Source organism: Paraburkholderia sp. BL17N1 (assembly GCF_003634175.1).
Taxonomy (GTDB): domain Bacteria; phylum Pseudomonadota; class Gammaproteobacteria; order Burkholderiales; family Burkholderiaceae; genus Paraburkholderia.
The window spans coordinates 23315-40604 of record NZ_RBIW01000002.1 but is presented as its reverse complement, the minus strand read 5'-3'; the positions used below and the strand labels follow the sequence as shown (position 1 = coordinate 40604).

Genomic DNA, 17290 nt, shown 5'->3' with positions numbered 1-17290 from the left:
GATGACCGCCACCGGCAGTCGCGCCGCCCGCCCAGCGAGGCCAATGTATTGCGAGGGGTTCAGCCAATCCCGCAACCGGACTATGATGATCGTTTCGACAGAACAGATCCCACGGACCGCCATCATGATCTCCGACGATACCCAGCAGGCTCAGCGCATCAACCCCGAGACGCTACGCGAATTCGTGGACCGCAAGTGGAACGACGAGATCGTGCCCGCGTTGACGGACTACATTGCCGTGCCGGCCAAGAGTCCGGCGTTCGATCCCGAGTGGGTCAAGCACGGCTATCTGGAACGCGTGATCACCGACGCGGCGCGATGGGCCGAACAGCAGCCCGTGCGCGGTCTGAAACTCGAAATCATTCGCTTGCCGGGCCGCACGCCGGTGATTTTCTTCGAGTCGCCGGCGACGCGTTCGGGCAGCGAGGAAACCATCGTGCTGTACGGGCACCTCGACAAGCAGCCTGAGTTCGACGGCTGGCGCAACGACCTCGGACCGTGGACACCCAAGCTCGAGAACGACAAGCTCTACGGCCGCGGCGGCGCCGACGACGGTTACGCCATCTACGCAAGCATCACCGCGCTCGCCGCGCTGGACGCGCAAGGTGTCGAGCGTCCGCGTTGCGTGGGTCTGATCGAAACCTGCGAGGAGTCGGGCAGCTACGATCTGCTGCCTTATGTCGACGCGCTGCGCGAGCGGCTCGGCAAGGTCGGTCTGGTGGTGTGCCTGGATTCGGGCGCGGGCAACTACGATCAGCTGTGGCTCACCACGTCGTTGCGCGGCCTGGTCGCCGGCGATCTCGAAGTGCAGGTGCTCGACGAAGGCATTCACTCGGGCGGCTATGGCGGCATCGCGCCGTCGAGCTTCCGTATCATGCGGCAACTGTTCGACCGGCTGGAGGACTCCGCCAACGGCACGCTGCTGCCGAAGGGTTTCCATATCGAGATCCCCGCGGACCGTCTGCGCGAAGCGGAAGCCACCGCCAGGATTCTCGGCGACGACGTCTGGAAGAAGCTGCCATGGGCGTGCGGCCAGGACGGCCGCCAGGTGCTGCCCACCACCACCGATCCGAAAGAGGCCTTGCTCAATTCGACATGGCGTCCGTCGCTGTCGGTGACCGGCGCGGCCGGCTTGCCCGCGCTCGCTGACGCCGGCAACGTGCTGCGTCCGCGCACGGCGTTCAAGCTGTCGCTGCGTCTGCCGCCGATGATCGAAGCGGAGAAGGCCGTCGCCGACCTGAAGGCGCTGCTCGAAGTCGATCCGCCGTACAACGCCAAGGTGACGTTCAAGCCGGACGCGGGCGCGGCGAGCGGCTGGAGCGCGCCCGATCTCGCACCGTGGCTCGCCACCGCGCTCAACGACGCGTCGCGCCGGCACTACGGCGCCGACGTCGCGTATATGGGGCAGGGCGGCACCATCCCGCTCATGAACGTGTTAAAGGCAGGCTTCCCCAAATCGCAGTTCATGGTGTGCGGCGTGCTCGGACCGAAGTCGAATGCGCACGGGCCGAACGAGTTCCTGCACGTGCCGTACGGCAAGAAGCTCACGGCCGCGGTTGCCGAGGTGATCGCCGCCGCGCCCTGAGCGAGTTCTTTAACTTTTGCTTGCCCTGAATCCGTCACGTTCGCCGACCTTGTGAATGACCGATAAGTCGACCGCTCAACCCGTCACGCCCCGGATTCCGGCCGATCAATTGCATGCCTATGTGAGGGCAATCTGGGAGCGGGCGGGCAGCACGCCACGCGAAGCGGAACTGGTCGCCGATCATCTGGTGGCGGCGAATCTGACGGGCCACGACTCGCACGGCGTGGGCATGATCCCGCGCTATGTGGCGTCGCTTGCCGACGGCGAGCTTCAGTTGAACCTGCATGCCGACGTGGTCAAAGACGCGGGCGCCGTGCTGACCGTCGAAGGCGGCAGAGGTTTCGGCCAAGTGGTGGCGTTCGAGGCCATGGAGCAGGGTATCGGGCGCGCCAGACGCCTCGGCATCTGCGCGGTCGGCTTGCGCGGCGCGCATCACATCGGGCGTATCGGTCATTGGGCCGAACAGTGCGCACGAGCGGGTCTCGTGTCGTTCCACTTCGTCAACGTGGCGGGCGATCCGCTCGTCGCGCCGTTTGGCGGCGCGGACCGGCGCATCGGCACGAATCCGTTTTGCGCCGCGTATCCGAGGCCCGGCAAGCCGCCTCTCGTGCTCGACTTCGCGACCAGCACGGTGGCCTATGGCAAGACGCGCGTCGCCTATAACCAGGGCAAGCAGGTTCAACCCGGCGCGCTGATCGATCACGAGGGCCGCGCCACGCTCGAACCCAAAGTCATGCACGAAGCGCCGTTCGGTTCGCTGACGCCGTTCGGCGGACATAAGGGCTTCGGGCTCGCGGCCATGTGCGAGATTTTCGGCGGCGCGCTCTCGGGCGGCTTCACCACGCACTCGACCACGCTCGGCACGACCAACGCGATCATCAACTGCATGCTGTCGGTGATCATCGATCCGGCCGCGTTCGACGCGCCCGATGCGCAAGCCGAAGCCGACGCGTTCGTCGACTGGGTGAAGGACTCGCCGCTCGCGGCCGGCACCGACCGTATCTATGAGCCCGGAGAACCCGAGCGCGTGACGCGCGCGCAGCGCGAGGCGGAGGGTATTCCCGTGGATTCGGCCACATGGGCGCAGATTCTCGCCGCGGCGCTCGCCGTCGGCATGAGCGCGGAAGAAGCCGGCCGCTGGTCCGCGCGTTTGCAATAAACGATTTTGATGCAAAAGCGCGGGCGCGATGGGTCGCCCGCGTTTTGATTATGCGAAGCGCATACACCGTCTGTTAGCCAACCCATCACAGAAGAAAATAATTCGCTGCTTATCATTTTCGATTGCATTTTCTAATCGAAAACAATTTCTCTGTCTTGCCATTCCGGCAAGACATTCAATCCCCGGCCGTGCGCAACTGATTGCGCGCCGCGCGCCTGTTTGCGGGTCGATTTCGCCCATTTTCGGTGCGCAAGCGTTTGCGCCGATGCGACATGCCTCTGTGCGTTCTCTTTCTCGCAGACCGCCTGCTGGCGGGATTTTGAACGCGGCTTGCATTCATCTGTTGGTTACCCCGCTCCCATCCAATTCCGGTCTGCTTTAGGCTCGCATAGCAATACCAGTGTTTAACCTTAAAAGGACCGTTCAAAATGAATCTGCATAACCATCACGCCTGCCGTCCGTTCCTCGAAGCCGGCAATCTTTCGCAAATTTCGGCTTACTACGAAGAAGGCCGCAATGTCATGTGGATGATGTTGCGGGCGCAGCCGCGTCCCTGTTTCAATCTCGACCTGGTCCATGACATCCTGGAACTCGCGCAGGCAGCACGGGAATCAGGATTGCCGATCGATTTCTGGGTCACCGGTTCGTTGATTCCGACCATGTACAACGTCGGCGGCGATCTGGATTTCTTCGCGGACGCGATCCGCGCCGGCAAGCGTCAGGCGTTGATGTCCTATGCGCGCGCCTGTGTGGATTGCGTGCATGCGGCGTCGCGGGGATTCGACACGGGGGCGATTTCGATCGCGATGGTGGAGGGCACGGCACTCGGTGGGGGCTTCGAGGCCGCGCTCGCGCATCATTTCCTGCTCGCGCAGAGCGACGCACGCATGGGCTTCCCGGAGATCGCGTTCAACCTGTTTCCGGGCATGGGCGGTTATTCACTGGTGGCGCGCAAGGCCGGCATGCGGCTCGCGGAGGAGCTGATCGGCGTCGGCGAATCGCATACGGCCGAATGGCATTACGGCAAGGGTCTGGTCGATCAGCTGTTCGAACCCGGCGAAGCCTATATGGCGACCCGTACTTTCATCGACACGCTCAAGCCGAAAATGAACGGCATCCGCGCGATGCTGCGGGCGCGCCAGCGCGTGCTGCAACTCTCGCGCGCCGAGCTGATGGAAATCACCGAGGATTGGGTCGACGCCGCCTTCACGATCGAGGAGAAGGACCTCGCCTTCATGGAGCGGCTGGTGACGCTGCAGAACCGCCGCACCTCGAACCTGCGTCAGACGGCCAGCGCGGCCAATTTCGCCTGAATTGACCCGAGCTCGGCGACGGGTTCGACCAGAGGTTCGACCACAACGAGCCACAAGGGCGGCGGCACCGGAAGCTCAGGCAATCAGCCTGAGCTTCTGTCTATCCTGCAACCAGCGTTCGAAATCAGCCGCCGGCATGGCCTGACCGTACAGGAAACCCTGCACGTAATCCACGCCCAGGCCCTTCATGAACACTTCTTCCGACTCGGTCTCGATCCCTTCGGCGACCACCTTGAAATTCAATTCCTGCGCGACGGCCACCATGGAGCGCACCAGTGCCTGCGCTTTGGTGTCGGCGTTGATCGAGCGCACGAAGCTGCGGTCGAGTTTGATGACATCGAGCGGAATCCGGCCGAGTTGCGACAGCGACGAATAACCCGTGCCGAAATCGTCCAGATGAACCTGCGCGCCGAGCTGGCGGAACTGCTTGATCAGATCGATCGCGGCCGTTTCGTCTTCAATCAGGCAGCTCTCGGTCAGTTCGAGGTCGATCAGGCAGGGGTCGAGCCTGGCGTTCTGCAACGCCTCGCTGAAATGGCGGACCACGGCCGTATCGACCAGTTGCCGCGCCGACACATTGATCGCGATGCGCAGGTTGTAGCCGTCCGCCTTCCATTTGGCGGCCTGTTTCGCGGCCGTTTCCATGACCCAGCGGCCCAGTACGCCGATCAGCCCGGACTCTTCCGCGTAACGGATGAACTCGTTCGGCATGATCTGCCCGCGCTCCGGCGAATTCCAGCGCACCAGCGCTTCGACGCCCTGCACCACGCCGGTGGCGAGCGACAGCTTCGGCTGGTAGTGCAGCGTCAGTTGGCCTTCTTCGAGGCCGCGCCGCAGGTTGGTGTCGAGCCACATGTACTCGGCGACGCGGCGGTTCATTTCCGGCGAGAACACGCGGTGCGTGCGCTTGCCTTCGTCTTTGGCGACGTACATGGCCGTGTCGGCCGAACGGATCAGCGATTCGAGGCTGTCGCCATGTTCCGGATACAGCGCGATGCCGATCGAGCAGCCCGTGTAGACCTCGACGAGCCCAAGCGCGAACGGTGTGCGCATGCGTTCAAGAATGCGCTGCGCGGTGGTTTCGAGTTCGTGCGCCGTGCCCTTGGCGGCGAGGACGATGAATTCGTCACCGCCGAGACGCGCGAGCGTATCGCCTTCATTCAGGCACTCGCCGATGGCCGACGACACGTCGCGGATCAGGCGGTCGCCGAAGACGTGGCCGTAGTGGTCGTTGACCTTCTTGAAGTTGTCGAGGTCGAGGAACAGCACGCCGACGGCTTCGCCTGGCGCTGCGTCTTCGATAGCGGCGCGGATCTTGTCCTGGATCGCGTTGCGGTTCGCGAGGCCGGTGAGCGAGTCGGTATTGGCCAGTTCGGTGAGGCGTTCCTGCGCGAGCCGTTCCTCGGTGATGTCGGTGCCGGAGCAGATCAGGAATTGTTCGTCGATGCCACTGCCGCTCTGCACGAACTTGTTGCGGAACAGAAATAGCCGCTCGCCATGCACTGTTTTGACGCGCCGCTCGACTTCGTACGACACGCCGCGATTGAAGAAGCCCGCAATGTTCTGGCTGGAGGCCGCGCCGTCTTCGGTGGACATGAACAACGCCCAGACGTTGCGGCCGACAATGTTCTCTTCCTTGACGCCCGTAAGTTCTTCGGCAAGACGGTTGAAGCGCTGTATCCGACCATGCCGGTCGACGATCACGACGACCGAATTCACTTCGGACACGACCTGTTCGGCAAACGAGAGGCCGTGGACCAGATCGCGGGCGACGGATTCGGTGTCGTCATAGGCCGAGGCGGTGCCGGCCCAACTGTTGCTGCTGAGTTTTTTACCGACCAGATGCAGACGCAACGGTTCGCCGAACAGCCGCACGTCGAGGACGAGGTGTGAGGTCACGCCCGTGAGGCAACGGATTTGCGAAGCCTGCTGAGGATTCAACGGAATGGCGACACTGGCCGGCACGTCGCCAGTGACGGGCGTGAGTTCGAGCGCGTTGCTGTCGTTCGACAGACGCCAGCATGGGCTGCTTGTGCCGAACTGGGCAAATAGCACCTGCTCGTGTTGGTCGTCGTTCATGAGCTCCCCGGGCGGTGTGTGCCGGTGGCCGCCTTGAAGGCGGAGGCGGCAAACAGTCTTCATCATACTTAAGACTGTCCCCATTGTAGCGAAGCGATTGGAATAAGGCTTATAAAGATTAACGGTCAGTAAAACTTGTGGCTTTAGGCTTTTCCACATCCTTTTTTACATGCTATTTTTTCCGTCACACTCAGGTAATTTACGGCGATCCGCGCGCATTCCAAAAGCTAAAACCGCCGCGCCAGCCACGCCCGAGCCTTTTCTCTTTCGGCGGGAACCGCTTCCAACGACGGTTCGAACCAGAAAGTCCCTGCCACGAGGGTCGCGGCCACGATCCCGTCGCGATACAGAATTCGGTTCCCCGCTACTGCGGGCACCCGTTCGCCGACCAGCAAAGTGCCGGCGAGATTCAGCGGATCAGTCCCGGCGACACAGACAAAAGCACCGTCGTTCGCATGTCGCCGCACTTCTCGCAGCACGGGAATTGCTTCGGGCAGCGAAAATTGTTCGCCGGCGAGGCCATTCACAAAGCGTCCGCCGCGAATCACGCCGCGCGCTTCGAGCCGCTGAAAAACGCGCAGCAGGTCTCGCCACGGCGGCAGCCACTCGGCTTCGCGTTCGAGCAGACGCCAGAACACGACGCCATAACGGCGCAACAGCGTCATCGCCACGTGTTCCAGCACTTCGGGCGGCAATTGCCGGCGGCGCTCCGGCACATTCTCCGTCGCGGCAGCGGCACCAGCGGTGGGCCGGCTGACGAGCGCCCAGCGTCCCGCATCGTCCATGCCGCCGATCAGCGCACTCGAGCGCGCGCGCCGGTTGCCGGAAAACGCGTTGCGTTTGGCAACCGGTTTTAGCAACGCGCGCAAGCCCGCGAAACTGTCGGAGTTCACGAGGCCCGCCGCCACCAGCTCACCCAGCGCACTCTCCAATTCCATACGCAATACGCGAACTTCGGCGAGCAACTCATCGAAAAACATTGCGCCGTGTTGCACGAGCGTTTCATGCACGCTCTGCGCGCGCGCCGACAACTCCGGCTGTTTCGACGGATCGAGCAACGCGCTCCATACGCGCACTTGCGCACGCGGCAGCAGGACGATGGGCGTGCTGCGGATCGGCCCGCCGGTGCCGCGCGCGCGTTCCGTCAGGCGCGTCCAGACTATCTTGCCGGCCCGGCATAGTTCGTCGAGCGAAGTATTCGCATACGCCTTCACGCGCGCGGGCAGGATGTCTTCCTCCCACGCAGCCGCCGCGGCCTGGAAGCCTTCGAGCTGTTCGAGGACCGCGGCCAGCGCGTCGCGACCTTCGCTGCGCGTGTCCGGCGTCAGATGCTGCCACTCGAACAGAAAGCGCATGAAATCGTGCCGCTCCACGGGCTCGATTTCGCGCCGCAAGCGTTTAACGGTGTAACGGTGAATCCGCGCGAGCAGATGTCGTTCGCACCACTCTTCTTCGGCGGCTTGCGGCGTGAAGCGGCCGCGCATCACGTAGCCTTCGGCTTCGAGGCGCGTCAGGCTCTGTTCGACCGATGCGAGCGGCAACTGCAGCGCTTCGGCAATCGCGCCGACAGGCAGCGGACCGAAGCCGGTCAGACGCGCACGGAGCACGTCGATGAGCGCATCGTCTTCGTTCCAGCTTTCCGTGTAGCCTTTCGGCGCGGCGAGCGGCGGCGCGAATTCGGCGTGCGGATAGAGCGCCTGAAAACAGGTGACGCGTTCGACCGGCAGCCACAGGGCGCAATCGTGGGCGAGCTGCAAGCGGGTGGCGCGCCCGGATTCGGCCAACGACGCTAGCCAGGCCGGCCAGCCTTCGTTGCGGTGCGCTTCGCTCTCGGTGACACACGCAAGTCCGGTCAACGCTTCGTGCATCTCGTCGGCGTTGCGCGCTTGCGGCCATGCTTCATCGCGCACGCTTTCGATGGCTTCCGCGTCGAGCGCACCGAGATCGTCGGCACTCGACGGGTCGGTCCAGCGCCGGTTCAGCACGGCTTGCGTGCGGCGTTCCTCGATCGGCGCGTCGTCGAGATAGGCGTACGGTTTCGCGTTGAGGATTTCGGCGGCGAGCGGGGAGGGCGTCGGCAAATCGCGCGCGACCAGTTGCACGTCGCCCTGTTCGATACGGCGCAGCAGCGCGATCCAGCGTTCGCTGTCCATCGCCTCGTGCAAACAGTCGTCGACGGTTTGGTCCACTAACGGATGATGCGGCAGTTCGCGTTCGCCGACGACGTTCTCCAGACACGCGGCCTGTTCGGGAAACACGTTCGCGAGCAGATCTTCGCTGCGCATGCGCTGCAATTGCGGCGCGGTTTTGCGCCCGCCCGTGTATCGCGGCAGGCCGAGCGCGGTCGTCGCGTTCCAGCGCCAGCGCACGCCGAACAATGGCGCATCGAGCAGCGCCTGAATCAGCAGATGCTCGGCACTGTTCGAATGCAGATAGCGCCATACTTCGTCGAGCACGAAGGAGTGGCTGCCGGTCAGCGACAGCACGATCGCGTCTTCGGTGGCGGCGGCTTGCAACTCGAAGTTGAACGTGCGGCAAAACCGTTTGCGCAACGCGAGGCCCCACGCGCGGTTGACCCGGCTGCCGAATGGCGCGTGGATCACGAGCTGGGTGCCGCCGGATTCGTCGAAGAAACGCTCCATGACCAGCGTGTTCTGCGTAGGCAGCACGCTGAGCGCGGCGCGCGCGCGGTCGAGATAGTCGACGATCTGGCGCGCCGCGGCTTCGTCGAGATGCAGGTTGTCGACCAGCCAGTCGATCGCGTGGTCGATGCGGGCGGAAAGCGTGTCGGCTTCGGCGCCGGTTTCGTCCGCCGCCGCGTTTTTATCGTCGAGCAGGCGAGCGATCTGTTCGCGCAAACGCGCGACGCCGAAGGACAACTCGTCGCTGCGCCCCGGCGCTTCGCCGAGCCAGAACGGAATATTCGGCGGCTGGCCCTGCGCGTCTTCGACCCGCACGCGCCCGCTTTCGATCCGCAGAATCCGATATGACGCGTTACCGAGTTGAAACACGTCGCCGGCCAGACTTTCGACAGCGAAATCCTCGTTGACGGTGCCGATATTGATGGCCTGCGGTTCGAGCACGACGGCATAGTCGGCGTTTTCGGGAATCGTGCCGCCCGACGTCACGGCGACCAGCTTGCCGCCGCGCCGGCCGCGCAGCGTGCCGCTCACTACGTCGCGATGCACGTAAGCGGCGCGCGGACCGTTGCGGCTCGTGTAGCCTTCGGCAAGCATGCGCAGCACAGCGTCGTACTGCTCGCGCGTCAGGTCCGCGTACGGGGCCGCGCGCCGCATCAGGTCGAACAGCGCGTCCTCGTTCCATTCGGCGCTCGAGACTTCCGCGACGATCTGCTGGGCCAGCACATCGAGCGGCGCGCGCGGAATGCGCAGCGCGTCGAGTTCGCCGCGCCGAACGCAATCGAGCAGCGCGGCGCATTCGATCAGATCGTCGCGCGAATTCGGAAATAGCCTGCCTTTCGGCATGCCGCCGACATGGTGACCCGAGCGTCCGACCCGTTGCAGGAACGGTGCGATCGCGCGCGGCGAACCCATCTGGCAGACCAGATCGACGTCGCCGATATCGATGCCGAGTTCCAGCGAAGCCGTGGCGATCAGCACGCGCAGCTCGCCACGTTTGAGGCGCTGTTCGGCGTCGAAACGATGTTCCTTCGCGAGACTGCCGTGATGCGCGGCGACCACGTCCTTGCCCAGCCGCTCGGTCAGATGACGCGCGGCGCGCTCGGCCATGCGGCGCGTATTGACGAAGATCAGCGTTGTGCGGTGCATCGCCACCAATTCGGCGAGGCGGTCGTAGACGCGCTCCCACACTTCGTTGGGCATGACCGCTTCGAGCGGCACGGGCGGAATCTCGAGCGCCAGATCGCGTTCGCGAATATGACCCACGTCGACGATCGCGCAGTCGGCTGGAATGCCGCTGTCGATGCGGCCGCCGCCCACCAGAAAGCGCGCGACCGCGCTCACCGGTTTTTGCGTCGCCGACAAACCGATCCGCGGCAAGCGCCTTTGGCACAGCGCGTCGAGGCGTTCCAGGCTTAGCGCGAGATGGCTGCCGCGCTTGCCGCTGGCGAGCGCGTGAATTTCGTCGACGATCACCGTGCGCACGGTCGACAGCATGCGGCGGCCGGAGTCCGAACCGAGCAGCACGTAAAGCGATTCCGGCGTGGTGACGAGAATATGGGGCGCGCGCTTCTTCAGCGCATTGCGTTCCTGCTGCGTGGTGTCGCCCGTTCTCACGGCGGTGCGGACATCCAGCGGCGGCAAGCCTCGCGCGTCGAGTTCCGCGGCGATGCCTTGCAGCGGCAACTGCAGATTGAGGCGGATGTCGTTGGAGAGCGCCTTCAGCGGCGACACATAGACCACCAGCGTTTCGTCGGGCAGAGCGCCGCCGTTGGCGAGGCCCTGCTGCACCAGATCGTCGAGCGCGGACAGGAAGGCGGTGAGCGTCTTGCCCGAACCGGTCGGCGCGGCCACCAGCGTGGAGCGGCCACGGCGAATCTGCGGCCACGCGGCGGCCTGGGCGTCGGTCGGCGCGGGGAAGGTCTTGAGGAACCAGCTCGCGACCGCGGGATGGAAATCGGCGAGCGCGCCGGCCGTCGAGAGCCCGAGGGCGCGCGTCGCGACGGACGTGGCGGCGGGCGCCGCGCCCAAAGCAGCAGTAGTGGTGGAAGCCGAAGTCATGCTTGCATAGTTGGGGGCGGGGCGTGCCATATCCAGAGGGCGGCGAAAGCAGCCGGTTGCATGGTTCAGGAATCAGTCTGGCAGGTTTACACCGGTTTTGCCGAGGGCCGCGGGTCGGCATTTATGTCGCGAGCGAAAGCCGCGTTGCGGAAATTTTTGCCGTGTGACGCGCGCCTGGGTCACGCGCTGCCGGATTCCGCCGATTGCAGTACTCTCTACGCCTCACCCATCCACGAACCACGATGGAGTCTCGACGATGCGATACAACCAGTTGGGCCGTACCGGTGTTTTTGTCTCAGAGCTATGTTTGGGCACGATGACCTTCGGCGGCGGCGGGGGCATCTGGAAGCAGATCGGCGATCTGCAGCAGGCGGACGCGGAGCGGCTGGTTGGCCGGGCGCTCGACGCGGGCATCAATTTCATCGACACAGCCGACGTCTACTCGGAGGGCCTGTCCGAACAGATCACGGGCCAGGCGCTGAAAAACCTCAAGGTGCCGCGCGACAAGATCGTGGTGGCCACCAAAGTCTTCGGCCAGACGGGCGAGTTCCCCAATGCGCGCGGCGCTTCGCGTTATCACATCATCGACGGCGTGAAGGCGAGCTTGAAGCGGCTGCAACTCGATCACGTCGACCTGTATCAGATCCACGGTTTCGATCCGGCCACGCCGATCGAGGAAACCCTGCGCGCGCTCGACACGCTCGTGCAGCACGGCCATGTGCGCTACGTGGGCGTGTCGAACTGGGCCGCGTGGCAGATTGCGAAAGCGCTCGGCATTTCCGAGCGCCTCGGGCTCGCGCGCTTCGAAACGTTGCAGGCGTATTACACGCTGGCGGGCCGCGACCTCGAACGCGAACTCGCGCCGATGCTGCACAGCGAAGGCCTCGGCCTGATGGTGTGGAGTCCGCTCGCGGGCGGACTGCTGAGCGGCAAGTACGGGCGTGAGCAACAGGGCGAGGCGGGCAGCCGTCGCACGACGTTCGATTTCCCGCCAGTCAATCGCGAGCGCGCTTATGACTGCATCGACGTGATGCGCGGGATCGCCGAGGCGAAGCAGGTATCGGTCGCGCAGATTGCGCTCGCGTGGCTGCTGCATCAGCGGGTGGTCACCACGGTGATCGTCGGCGCGAAGAGGGTCGAGCAGCTCGACGACAATATCGCCGCGACCGGCGTTTCGCTCACCGCGGATGACCTCGTGAAACTCGATCAGGTCAGTGCGCTGCCGACGGAATATCCGGGCTGGATGCTGGAGCGTCAGGGCGAGCCGCGCCGCAAACAGCTTGAAGAGGCGCGGCATCCGGCGGTGTAGCGGCAGCCCGGCATCTCGCGATGCCGGCAGTCATTCCGTGGCAGCCTGCGCTGCGTCAGACGCCTGCGCTGTATAAGCCGCTGTGGCATCCATCGTGCGAGCCGAGTACACCATCGCGGCGCCCGCATTGACGGCGATCGCCACGCCCAGCGCTTCGGCGATTTCCTCGCGCGTTGCGCCATGTTTGAGCGCTTCGGCGGTATGGACGGTGATACAGCCGTCACAACGCAGGCTGACCGCGACCGCGAGTGCGATCAGTTCGCGCGTCCTGGCGCCGAGCAGGTCCTTCTTCTGGCCGGCGGTCGAAAGCGCCTGATAGCCCCTGACGGTATCCGGCGACAGTTTGGCGATTTCGCCGATACGGCCGAACAGTTCCTGACGGTAATCGATCCAGTTCAACATGGCAGTGCTCCTTGGGGTGATGCGCGTCGGCAGGTGCCGGCGTCGTGAGACAAGTATTGCGCCGCGCCGCGATATCCTGAATACTCGATTCGCTCAACTTTTAGCGCGATCGTCTCATGGATACGCTTAGCCGACTGATCGACCTTGCCCGGCCCCAAGCCAGTCTCGACCTGCGTTGCCTGCTGTCGGGCGCCTTCGACATCGATCATGGGCAGTTGGAAGCGGGCATTGCGCCGTTTCATCTGGTGCTGGACGGCGCGTGCGTCGTCGAAACCGCCGACGGCGCCCAGCGCGAGTTGCGCACGGGCGACTTCATGCTGTTTCCGCGCGGCGCGGCGCATCGGGTGCGCGATATGCGGCGCTCGAACGCAGCCGCACCGTTGACGCAAAGCCATGACGGCATGCTGCCGTTGCGACGCAACGACGGGAACGACAGCGCGCGCATCCCCGCCGACCTCGATCTTCTGTGCGGACGCTTCGTCTATTCGCCAGGTTCGTCGGCCTTGCTACTGAACGCGCTGCCTGATCCGTTGCATGTCTCGCTGAGCGGCATGGAAACGCGGGGCTCGCTGCAAACGGTCATCGCGCTGATGCGCAGCGAGGCCGAACGGCGCCAGGCGGGCGCGCTCGCGATCGTCACCGCGTTGAGCCACGCGCTGCTCGCCATCGCGCTGAGGGCGCACGGCGAGCAGAACGCCTCGGCGTCAAGCGTACTCGCCTTGCTTGCCGACGCACGCCTCGGCGCTTCTGTGCAGGGCATGCTGAGCGCGCCCGAACGGGCGTGGACCATCGCCGAACTCGGCGCTCTCGCCGCCATGTCGCGCGCCACTTACGCACGCCATTTCAACGAGCGCGCGGGCATGACGGTGATGGACTTTCTTACGCAGATCCGCATGACCATCGCCTGCGATCTGCTACGCCGCACGCAGCGCAGCGCGGCCGAGATCGGCGAGGCGGTCGGCTATCAATCGGAAGCCGCTTTCGGCAAGGCGTTTCAGCAAAGTGTCGGCGTGCCGCCGGGACGCTACCGGCGTCGTCCGCAAGAAAACGATGGGACGGAAAACTAGCTACGGCTTGCCCGGTTTGCCAAACCAGCGATGCTCGATCCACGACATCAGAAAGGCCACCAGCAACGCGCAGACCGTGCCGAGCGTCACTTCGCCGAGGCGAAGCAGGGCTCTGTCCCACGCGGGCCCTATGCCCGGCACCAGCAGCATGATCGTCGCCGTGATACCGCCCAGACGCGCCGCGCTGCCGACATTCAGCGTCCAGCACAGGGCGATCGCCACGCCCACCGTGGCCGCGTAAGCCGCGAAATAGCCGGCGCCGAACGTGGCACCCACCAGTCCGCACAAGCCGCCCAGCATCGCGCCGATGAATTGATCGCGCGACAGGTTGCGGGTGTCGACATAGCTATGCTGGCTGACCGCGATCGCTGTGATCGCGGCCCAGAAGCTTTGCTCCGTATGCAGCAGGCGGCCGATGGCGACCGCCAGACTCGCGCCGGCGACCGCCTGCACAGCCATGAAGCTGCCTTCGATCAGGCGCTCGCCGAGCGGCAACGACTTGAGAAAGGCAAACAGCGAGTTGGCGGCGCTCGCCCGTGCCGTGCGTCGGGAATCGTCGGGTGGGATCATCGGATGGGAGAAGCCTTGTCGCGGCATGAAGGTCACGTATTCTAGCGACTCCAATTGACGGTCGAACTAACCTTCACGACTGCGCAGCCGGCGATACCAGCTCATCAACGGTGTCGCCGAAACGCCGTGAATCACCACGGACGCCGCGATCGCCGCCAGCGTGAACGGCACGAGTGGGACGACCTCGGTTGCAGCGCCGTTTTCCAGCGCGTACGCGAGGTAGTAAAACGAACCGATGCCGCGTATGCCGAACCAGCTCATCAAACGGCGTTGCGTCGGCGTCGCGCTCGATCCAAGCAACGACAACTCCACCGCTGCCGGCCGCACCAGCACGAATAGCGCCGCGGTCAGCGCGACGGTGTGCCAGGTAAAGAGCGGCGTGTGCAGCGTGGCGAGCACATTGCCCACCATTGCCATGACGGCGACCTCGGCGATGCGTTCGAGCTCGATCGTGAAGCCGAGCACCGACTCCGTCATATACGCGTGGGCCTTGCTCGGATTCGCCGCGGTCGCTTCGACGTCTGCGGAATCCACGGTGCCGATGGTTTCGCGTGGCGACTGGCCGCCGCTCGCGCGGTGTTCGACACGGCGCATCGCGACACCGGCAGCGAACACGGCCAGAAAGCCATAGGTGTGCGCGAGCTGTGCGGTGCCGAACGACAGCACGATCAAACCGAGCGCGAAAAAACCTTCGAGTCCGAGCGCCTGCGCGTGGCGCGTGCGCAGCCACGTCACCGCGTGTGTGGTGGCCCAGCCGAGCATGCCGCCGATCGCGATTCCGCCCGCCACGCCCCACACCATGCTGCCTGCGAGCGCCAGGTTCAACAGATCGCCCGCTTCGGCGGCGGGCGCCGCGCATAACGCGAGGCCGAGCATCGCGAAGGGCAGCGCGATGCCGTCGTTCAGGCCGCCCTCGCCGGAGAGCGCGAAGCGCAGCAGATCGTGGTCGCCGGGGTTGTGCACTTGCACATCGTGGGCCAGAACCGGGTCGGTCGGCGCGAGGATCGCCGCCAGCAGCAAGGCAGGCCCCCAGCCGAGATGCAGGACGTACACGCCGAACAGCATCAGCAGCGGAATGGTCGCGAGCATCGCAAGAAAGCCCAGACGCAGTGGCACGGTCCAGAGTTTTTCGAGCATGCCAAGCCGCAATCGCAGGCCGATAGCGAACAGCGAGACGAGCAGTGCGACTTCGGTGATGGTGCGCAGCAGATGCGCGTCGGCGATCATATCGAGACGCAGCAAGCCAATACCGGGCGGCCCAAGGAAGTAGCCGATCGCGAGATAAAACATGGCGGCGCTGACGGGTAGGCGCCGCAGTGTGGTCGCCGCCAGGCCCATGAAAACGAGCACTGCGCCAACAATGAGAAACCACAAAGTTTCGTGCATGAGCATCCGGTGAGGGCCCGCATGCGCGTGCTGCATGCGTGGCCGGTTGAACAACGGTGCGCCCCGCCGCGCCGATTACCGGCGCGTCATTTCAGGGCGCGCGCCCGAATGCTTCGCGCAGCTTGCGCTTGGCCTGCTGCAAGGTATCGCGGCGCGTTTTCGGCAGGTTTTTGCCGGCGCGGTTGATATAGAAGTTCAGCATCGACATGGCCGACTGGAACGGCGTGCCTTTGCGGCGGCTGCTCTTCGTGGACGACTGCTTGAGCGATTGCGCGATCGATTCCGCGCTGCCGGTTTTGAACACATCGTGCTCGATATCCATCGCGTCACTGGTTTCCATTACGTGATGCGACCACTTCTTCGGGCTTTTAGCGGCATGCGCCGCGTGAGCCTTGGCATGCCGCTGGCGCGGTGGCCGGCCCGACTTGCCGCGCGTGACCGGGCGCCTGGACTTGCTGGTGGATTTGCGTGTGGCCATGCTGCCGCCTCCTTATCAAATCTTGCGCGCGCTGATCACGCTCATTGTGCGCTCAAAGTGAAACGCGCCGGCTGCCGCGATGGCGGCATGCCGGCGCATCGCTGTCAGCACACGTGGCGCCCTACGGCCACGTGCGCCGACCGTGAGCACGCGTTACAACTTCAGGCCGCCGGCCTCCGGCGCATCCGGCGACGCGGGCGGAACGTCGCCCACGCCATAGTCGTCGCGACGCAAGTTTGAGTCGCGGCCCCAATAGGGTTCGCTGCCGTAGTACTGATGCACAGACGTGGCCCAGGTCTGGTCCGCCATGGATGGCCAGTGGTCCTTGTCAAAGCCCGGGGCGTTCTTCACGCGTTCCGCGGTCATGTTCAGCACGAAGCATTTGCGGCTGGTATCGAGCGTTAGTGCATGCCATGGAATGGCGAGCAGCTTGTCGCCGATGCCGAGAAAGCCGCCGTTCGAGAGCACGGCATACGCAACGCGGCCCGAGCCGACGTCGAGCATGATGTCCTTGATCTTGCCGATGTCCTCGCCGTCGCTGCTGAGCACCTTGTTGCCGTCGAGCGTGGCGGCGGTCATCACGTCCGGGCCGGGTCCGTCCGCGGTCGCGCTGCCCTTGCCGATGACCCGGGCGCCCTGTTCCTGGCGCATGCCGCCTTGCGTTTGTGTCTGGTTCACCATGATGAGCCTCCTCTACAGGTTGGGTGTGTGCAAGTTGAGCAACCGGCGTTCCTCCGTGTGGCGGAAGGCCTGCGCGCGATATTGCGCGAGGTGCTCCATGCGTCGTACACGCGTGCGTTTTGCGCGAAGCGCGTGCGTAGCGGCGTGCCGGACGTGGCGTTGAACGCGTAAAGCGTGCTGACGCGATTGAAAATATTTCGTCGGAGTAGAGGAGATGAAACATACAAAAGCATTGCTGGTGTCGGCACTCGTTGCGATGTCGGGCGCGGCGTTCGCCCAAGCGGGCGGCGGCAACGGTAACGGTGGCGGCGCGGGCACCGGCGGTTCGGGGAACGCTCACGGCGCGGCGACAGCGGCACCGACCACGAATGGACAACCCCCATCGGGAGCGATGAGTTCCAGTGGCTCCAAATCGCATCACATGTCTAAAACGAAAACCAGGAAGCCGATGACCGATTCGACCAATACGCCGGGCGCGGACGCAAGCAGCGATACGAAAGGTCAGTGAGCGCGCGGTGAAGCGGCGGGGCCAAACGCGACGATTCAAAAAGCGCGACAGGC

Annotated in this window: 14 protein-coding genes; 7 read left to right on the top strand and 7 right to left on the bottom strand. The window is 64.5% G+C overall.

From position 1 onward, the window contains the following. The first annotated feature begins 124 nt into the window (after positions 1–124). From B0G82_RS20065 to B0G82_RS20055, 3 genes are all read left to right on the top strand, one after another. Positions 125–1585: a M20 family metallopeptidase gene (locus tag B0G82_RS20065; protein WP_121310734.1), complete on the top strand. Its 1461-nt coding sequence runs from the start codon at positions 125–127 to the stop codon at positions 1583–1585. 55 nt (positions 1586–1640) lie between these two features. Then, complete coding sequence (locus B0G82_RS20060) at positions 1641–2744, top strand: malate/lactate/ureidoglycolate dehydrogenase (RefSeq protein ID WP_121308789.1); 1104 nt, start codon at positions 1641–1643, stop codon at positions 2742–2744. Between the two features lie 428 nt (positions 2745–3172). Further along, entirely contained in the window at positions 3173–4057 is an 885-nt protein-coding gene (locus B0G82_RS20055) for a crotonase/enoyl-CoA hydratase family protein (RefSeq protein ID WP_106278344.1), read from the top strand. Positions 4058–4132: 75 nt separating this feature from the next. Here B0G82_RS20055 and pdeR read toward each other — a convergent pair whose 3' ends face one another. Both pdeR and B0G82_RS20045 read right to left on the bottom strand, forming a co-directional pair. Then, the gene (gene pdeR / locus B0G82_RS20050; protein ID WP_116145204.1) at positions 4133–6136 is read right to left on the bottom strand and encodes a cyclic di-GMP phosphodiesterase; all 2004 of its coding nucleotides are present in this window, start codon (positions 6134–6136) and stop codon (positions 4133–4135) included. 227 nt (positions 6137–6363) lie between these two features. Then, positions 6364–10836 (bottom strand): DEAD/DEAH box helicase, encoded by a 4473-nt coding sequence (locus B0G82_RS20045; RefSeq protein WP_199730144.1) that lies wholly within the window; start codon positions 10834–10836, stop codon positions 6364–6366. 256 nt (positions 10837–11092) lie between these two features. Between B0G82_RS20045 and B0G82_RS20040 the strand changes: the two genes are divergently transcribed. Further along, entirely contained in the window at positions 11093–12145 is a 1053-nt protein-coding gene (locus B0G82_RS20040) for an aldo/keto reductase (protein WP_121308787.1), read from the top strand. Positions 12146–12175: 30 nt separating this feature from the next. Here B0G82_RS20040 and B0G82_RS20035 read toward each other — a convergent pair whose 3' ends face one another. Further along, entirely contained in the window at positions 12176–12547 is a 372-nt protein-coding gene (locus B0G82_RS20035) for a carboxymuconolactone decarboxylase family protein (RefSeq protein ID WP_106278336.1), read from the bottom strand. A 116-nt stretch (positions 12548–12663) separates the two neighbouring features. On the opposite strand from B0G82_RS20035, the gene B0G82_RS20030 reads away from it, so the two are divergent. After that, positions 12664–13614 (top strand): AraC family transcriptional regulator, encoded by a 951-nt coding sequence (locus B0G82_RS20030; protein WP_121308786.1) that lies wholly within the window; start codon positions 12664–12666, stop codon positions 13612–13614. Here the strand turns inward: B0G82_RS20030 and B0G82_RS20025 are convergent, their stop codons facing one another. The 4 genes from B0G82_RS20025 to B0G82_RS20010 all read right to left on the bottom strand — a co-directional run bounded on the left by B0G82_RS20025 (position 13615) and on the right by B0G82_RS20010 (position 16729). Then, positions 13615–14184 carry an FUSC family protein gene (locus B0G82_RS20025; RefSeq protein WP_116148877.1) on the bottom strand — a complete coding sequence of 190 codons (570 nt, stop codon included), beginning with the start codon at positions 14182–14184 and terminating at the stop codon, positions 13615–13617. It abuts the gene before it with no gap. Positions 14185–14250: 66 nt separating this feature from the next. Further along, positions 14251–15570, bottom strand: a complete 1320-nt coding sequence (locus B0G82_RS20020; protein ID WP_121310733.1) for a cation:proton antiporter — start codon at positions 15568–15570, stop codon at positions 14251–14253. Between the two features lie 91 nt (positions 15571–15661). Beyond that, positions 15662–16048 (bottom strand): DUF3175 domain-containing protein, encoded by a 387-nt coding sequence (locus B0G82_RS20015; RefSeq protein WP_121308785.1) that lies wholly within the window; start codon positions 16046–16048, stop codon positions 15662–15664. A gap of 153 nt (positions 16049–16201) precedes the next feature. Then, the gene (locus B0G82_RS20010) at positions 16202–16729 is read right to left on the bottom strand and encodes a PRC-barrel domain-containing protein (protein WP_121308784.1); all 528 of its coding nucleotides are present in this window, start codon (positions 16727–16729) and stop codon (positions 16202–16204) included. A 27-nt stretch (positions 16730–16756) separates the two neighbouring features. On the opposite strand from B0G82_RS20010, the gene B0G82_RS39775 reads away from it, so the two are divergent. Beyond that, complete coding sequence (locus tag B0G82_RS39775) at positions 16757–16900, top strand: hypothetical protein (RefSeq protein ID WP_158608171.1); 144 nt, start codon at positions 16757–16759, stop codon at positions 16898–16900. A 43-nt stretch (positions 16901–16943) separates the two neighbouring features. After that, positions 16944–17237 carry a hypothetical protein gene (locus tag B0G82_RS20005; protein ID WP_121308783.1) on the top strand — a complete coding sequence of 98 codons (294 nt, stop codon included), beginning with the start codon at positions 16944–16946 and terminating at the stop codon, positions 17235–17237. The last annotated feature ends 53 nt before the right edge of the window (positions 17238–17290 follow it).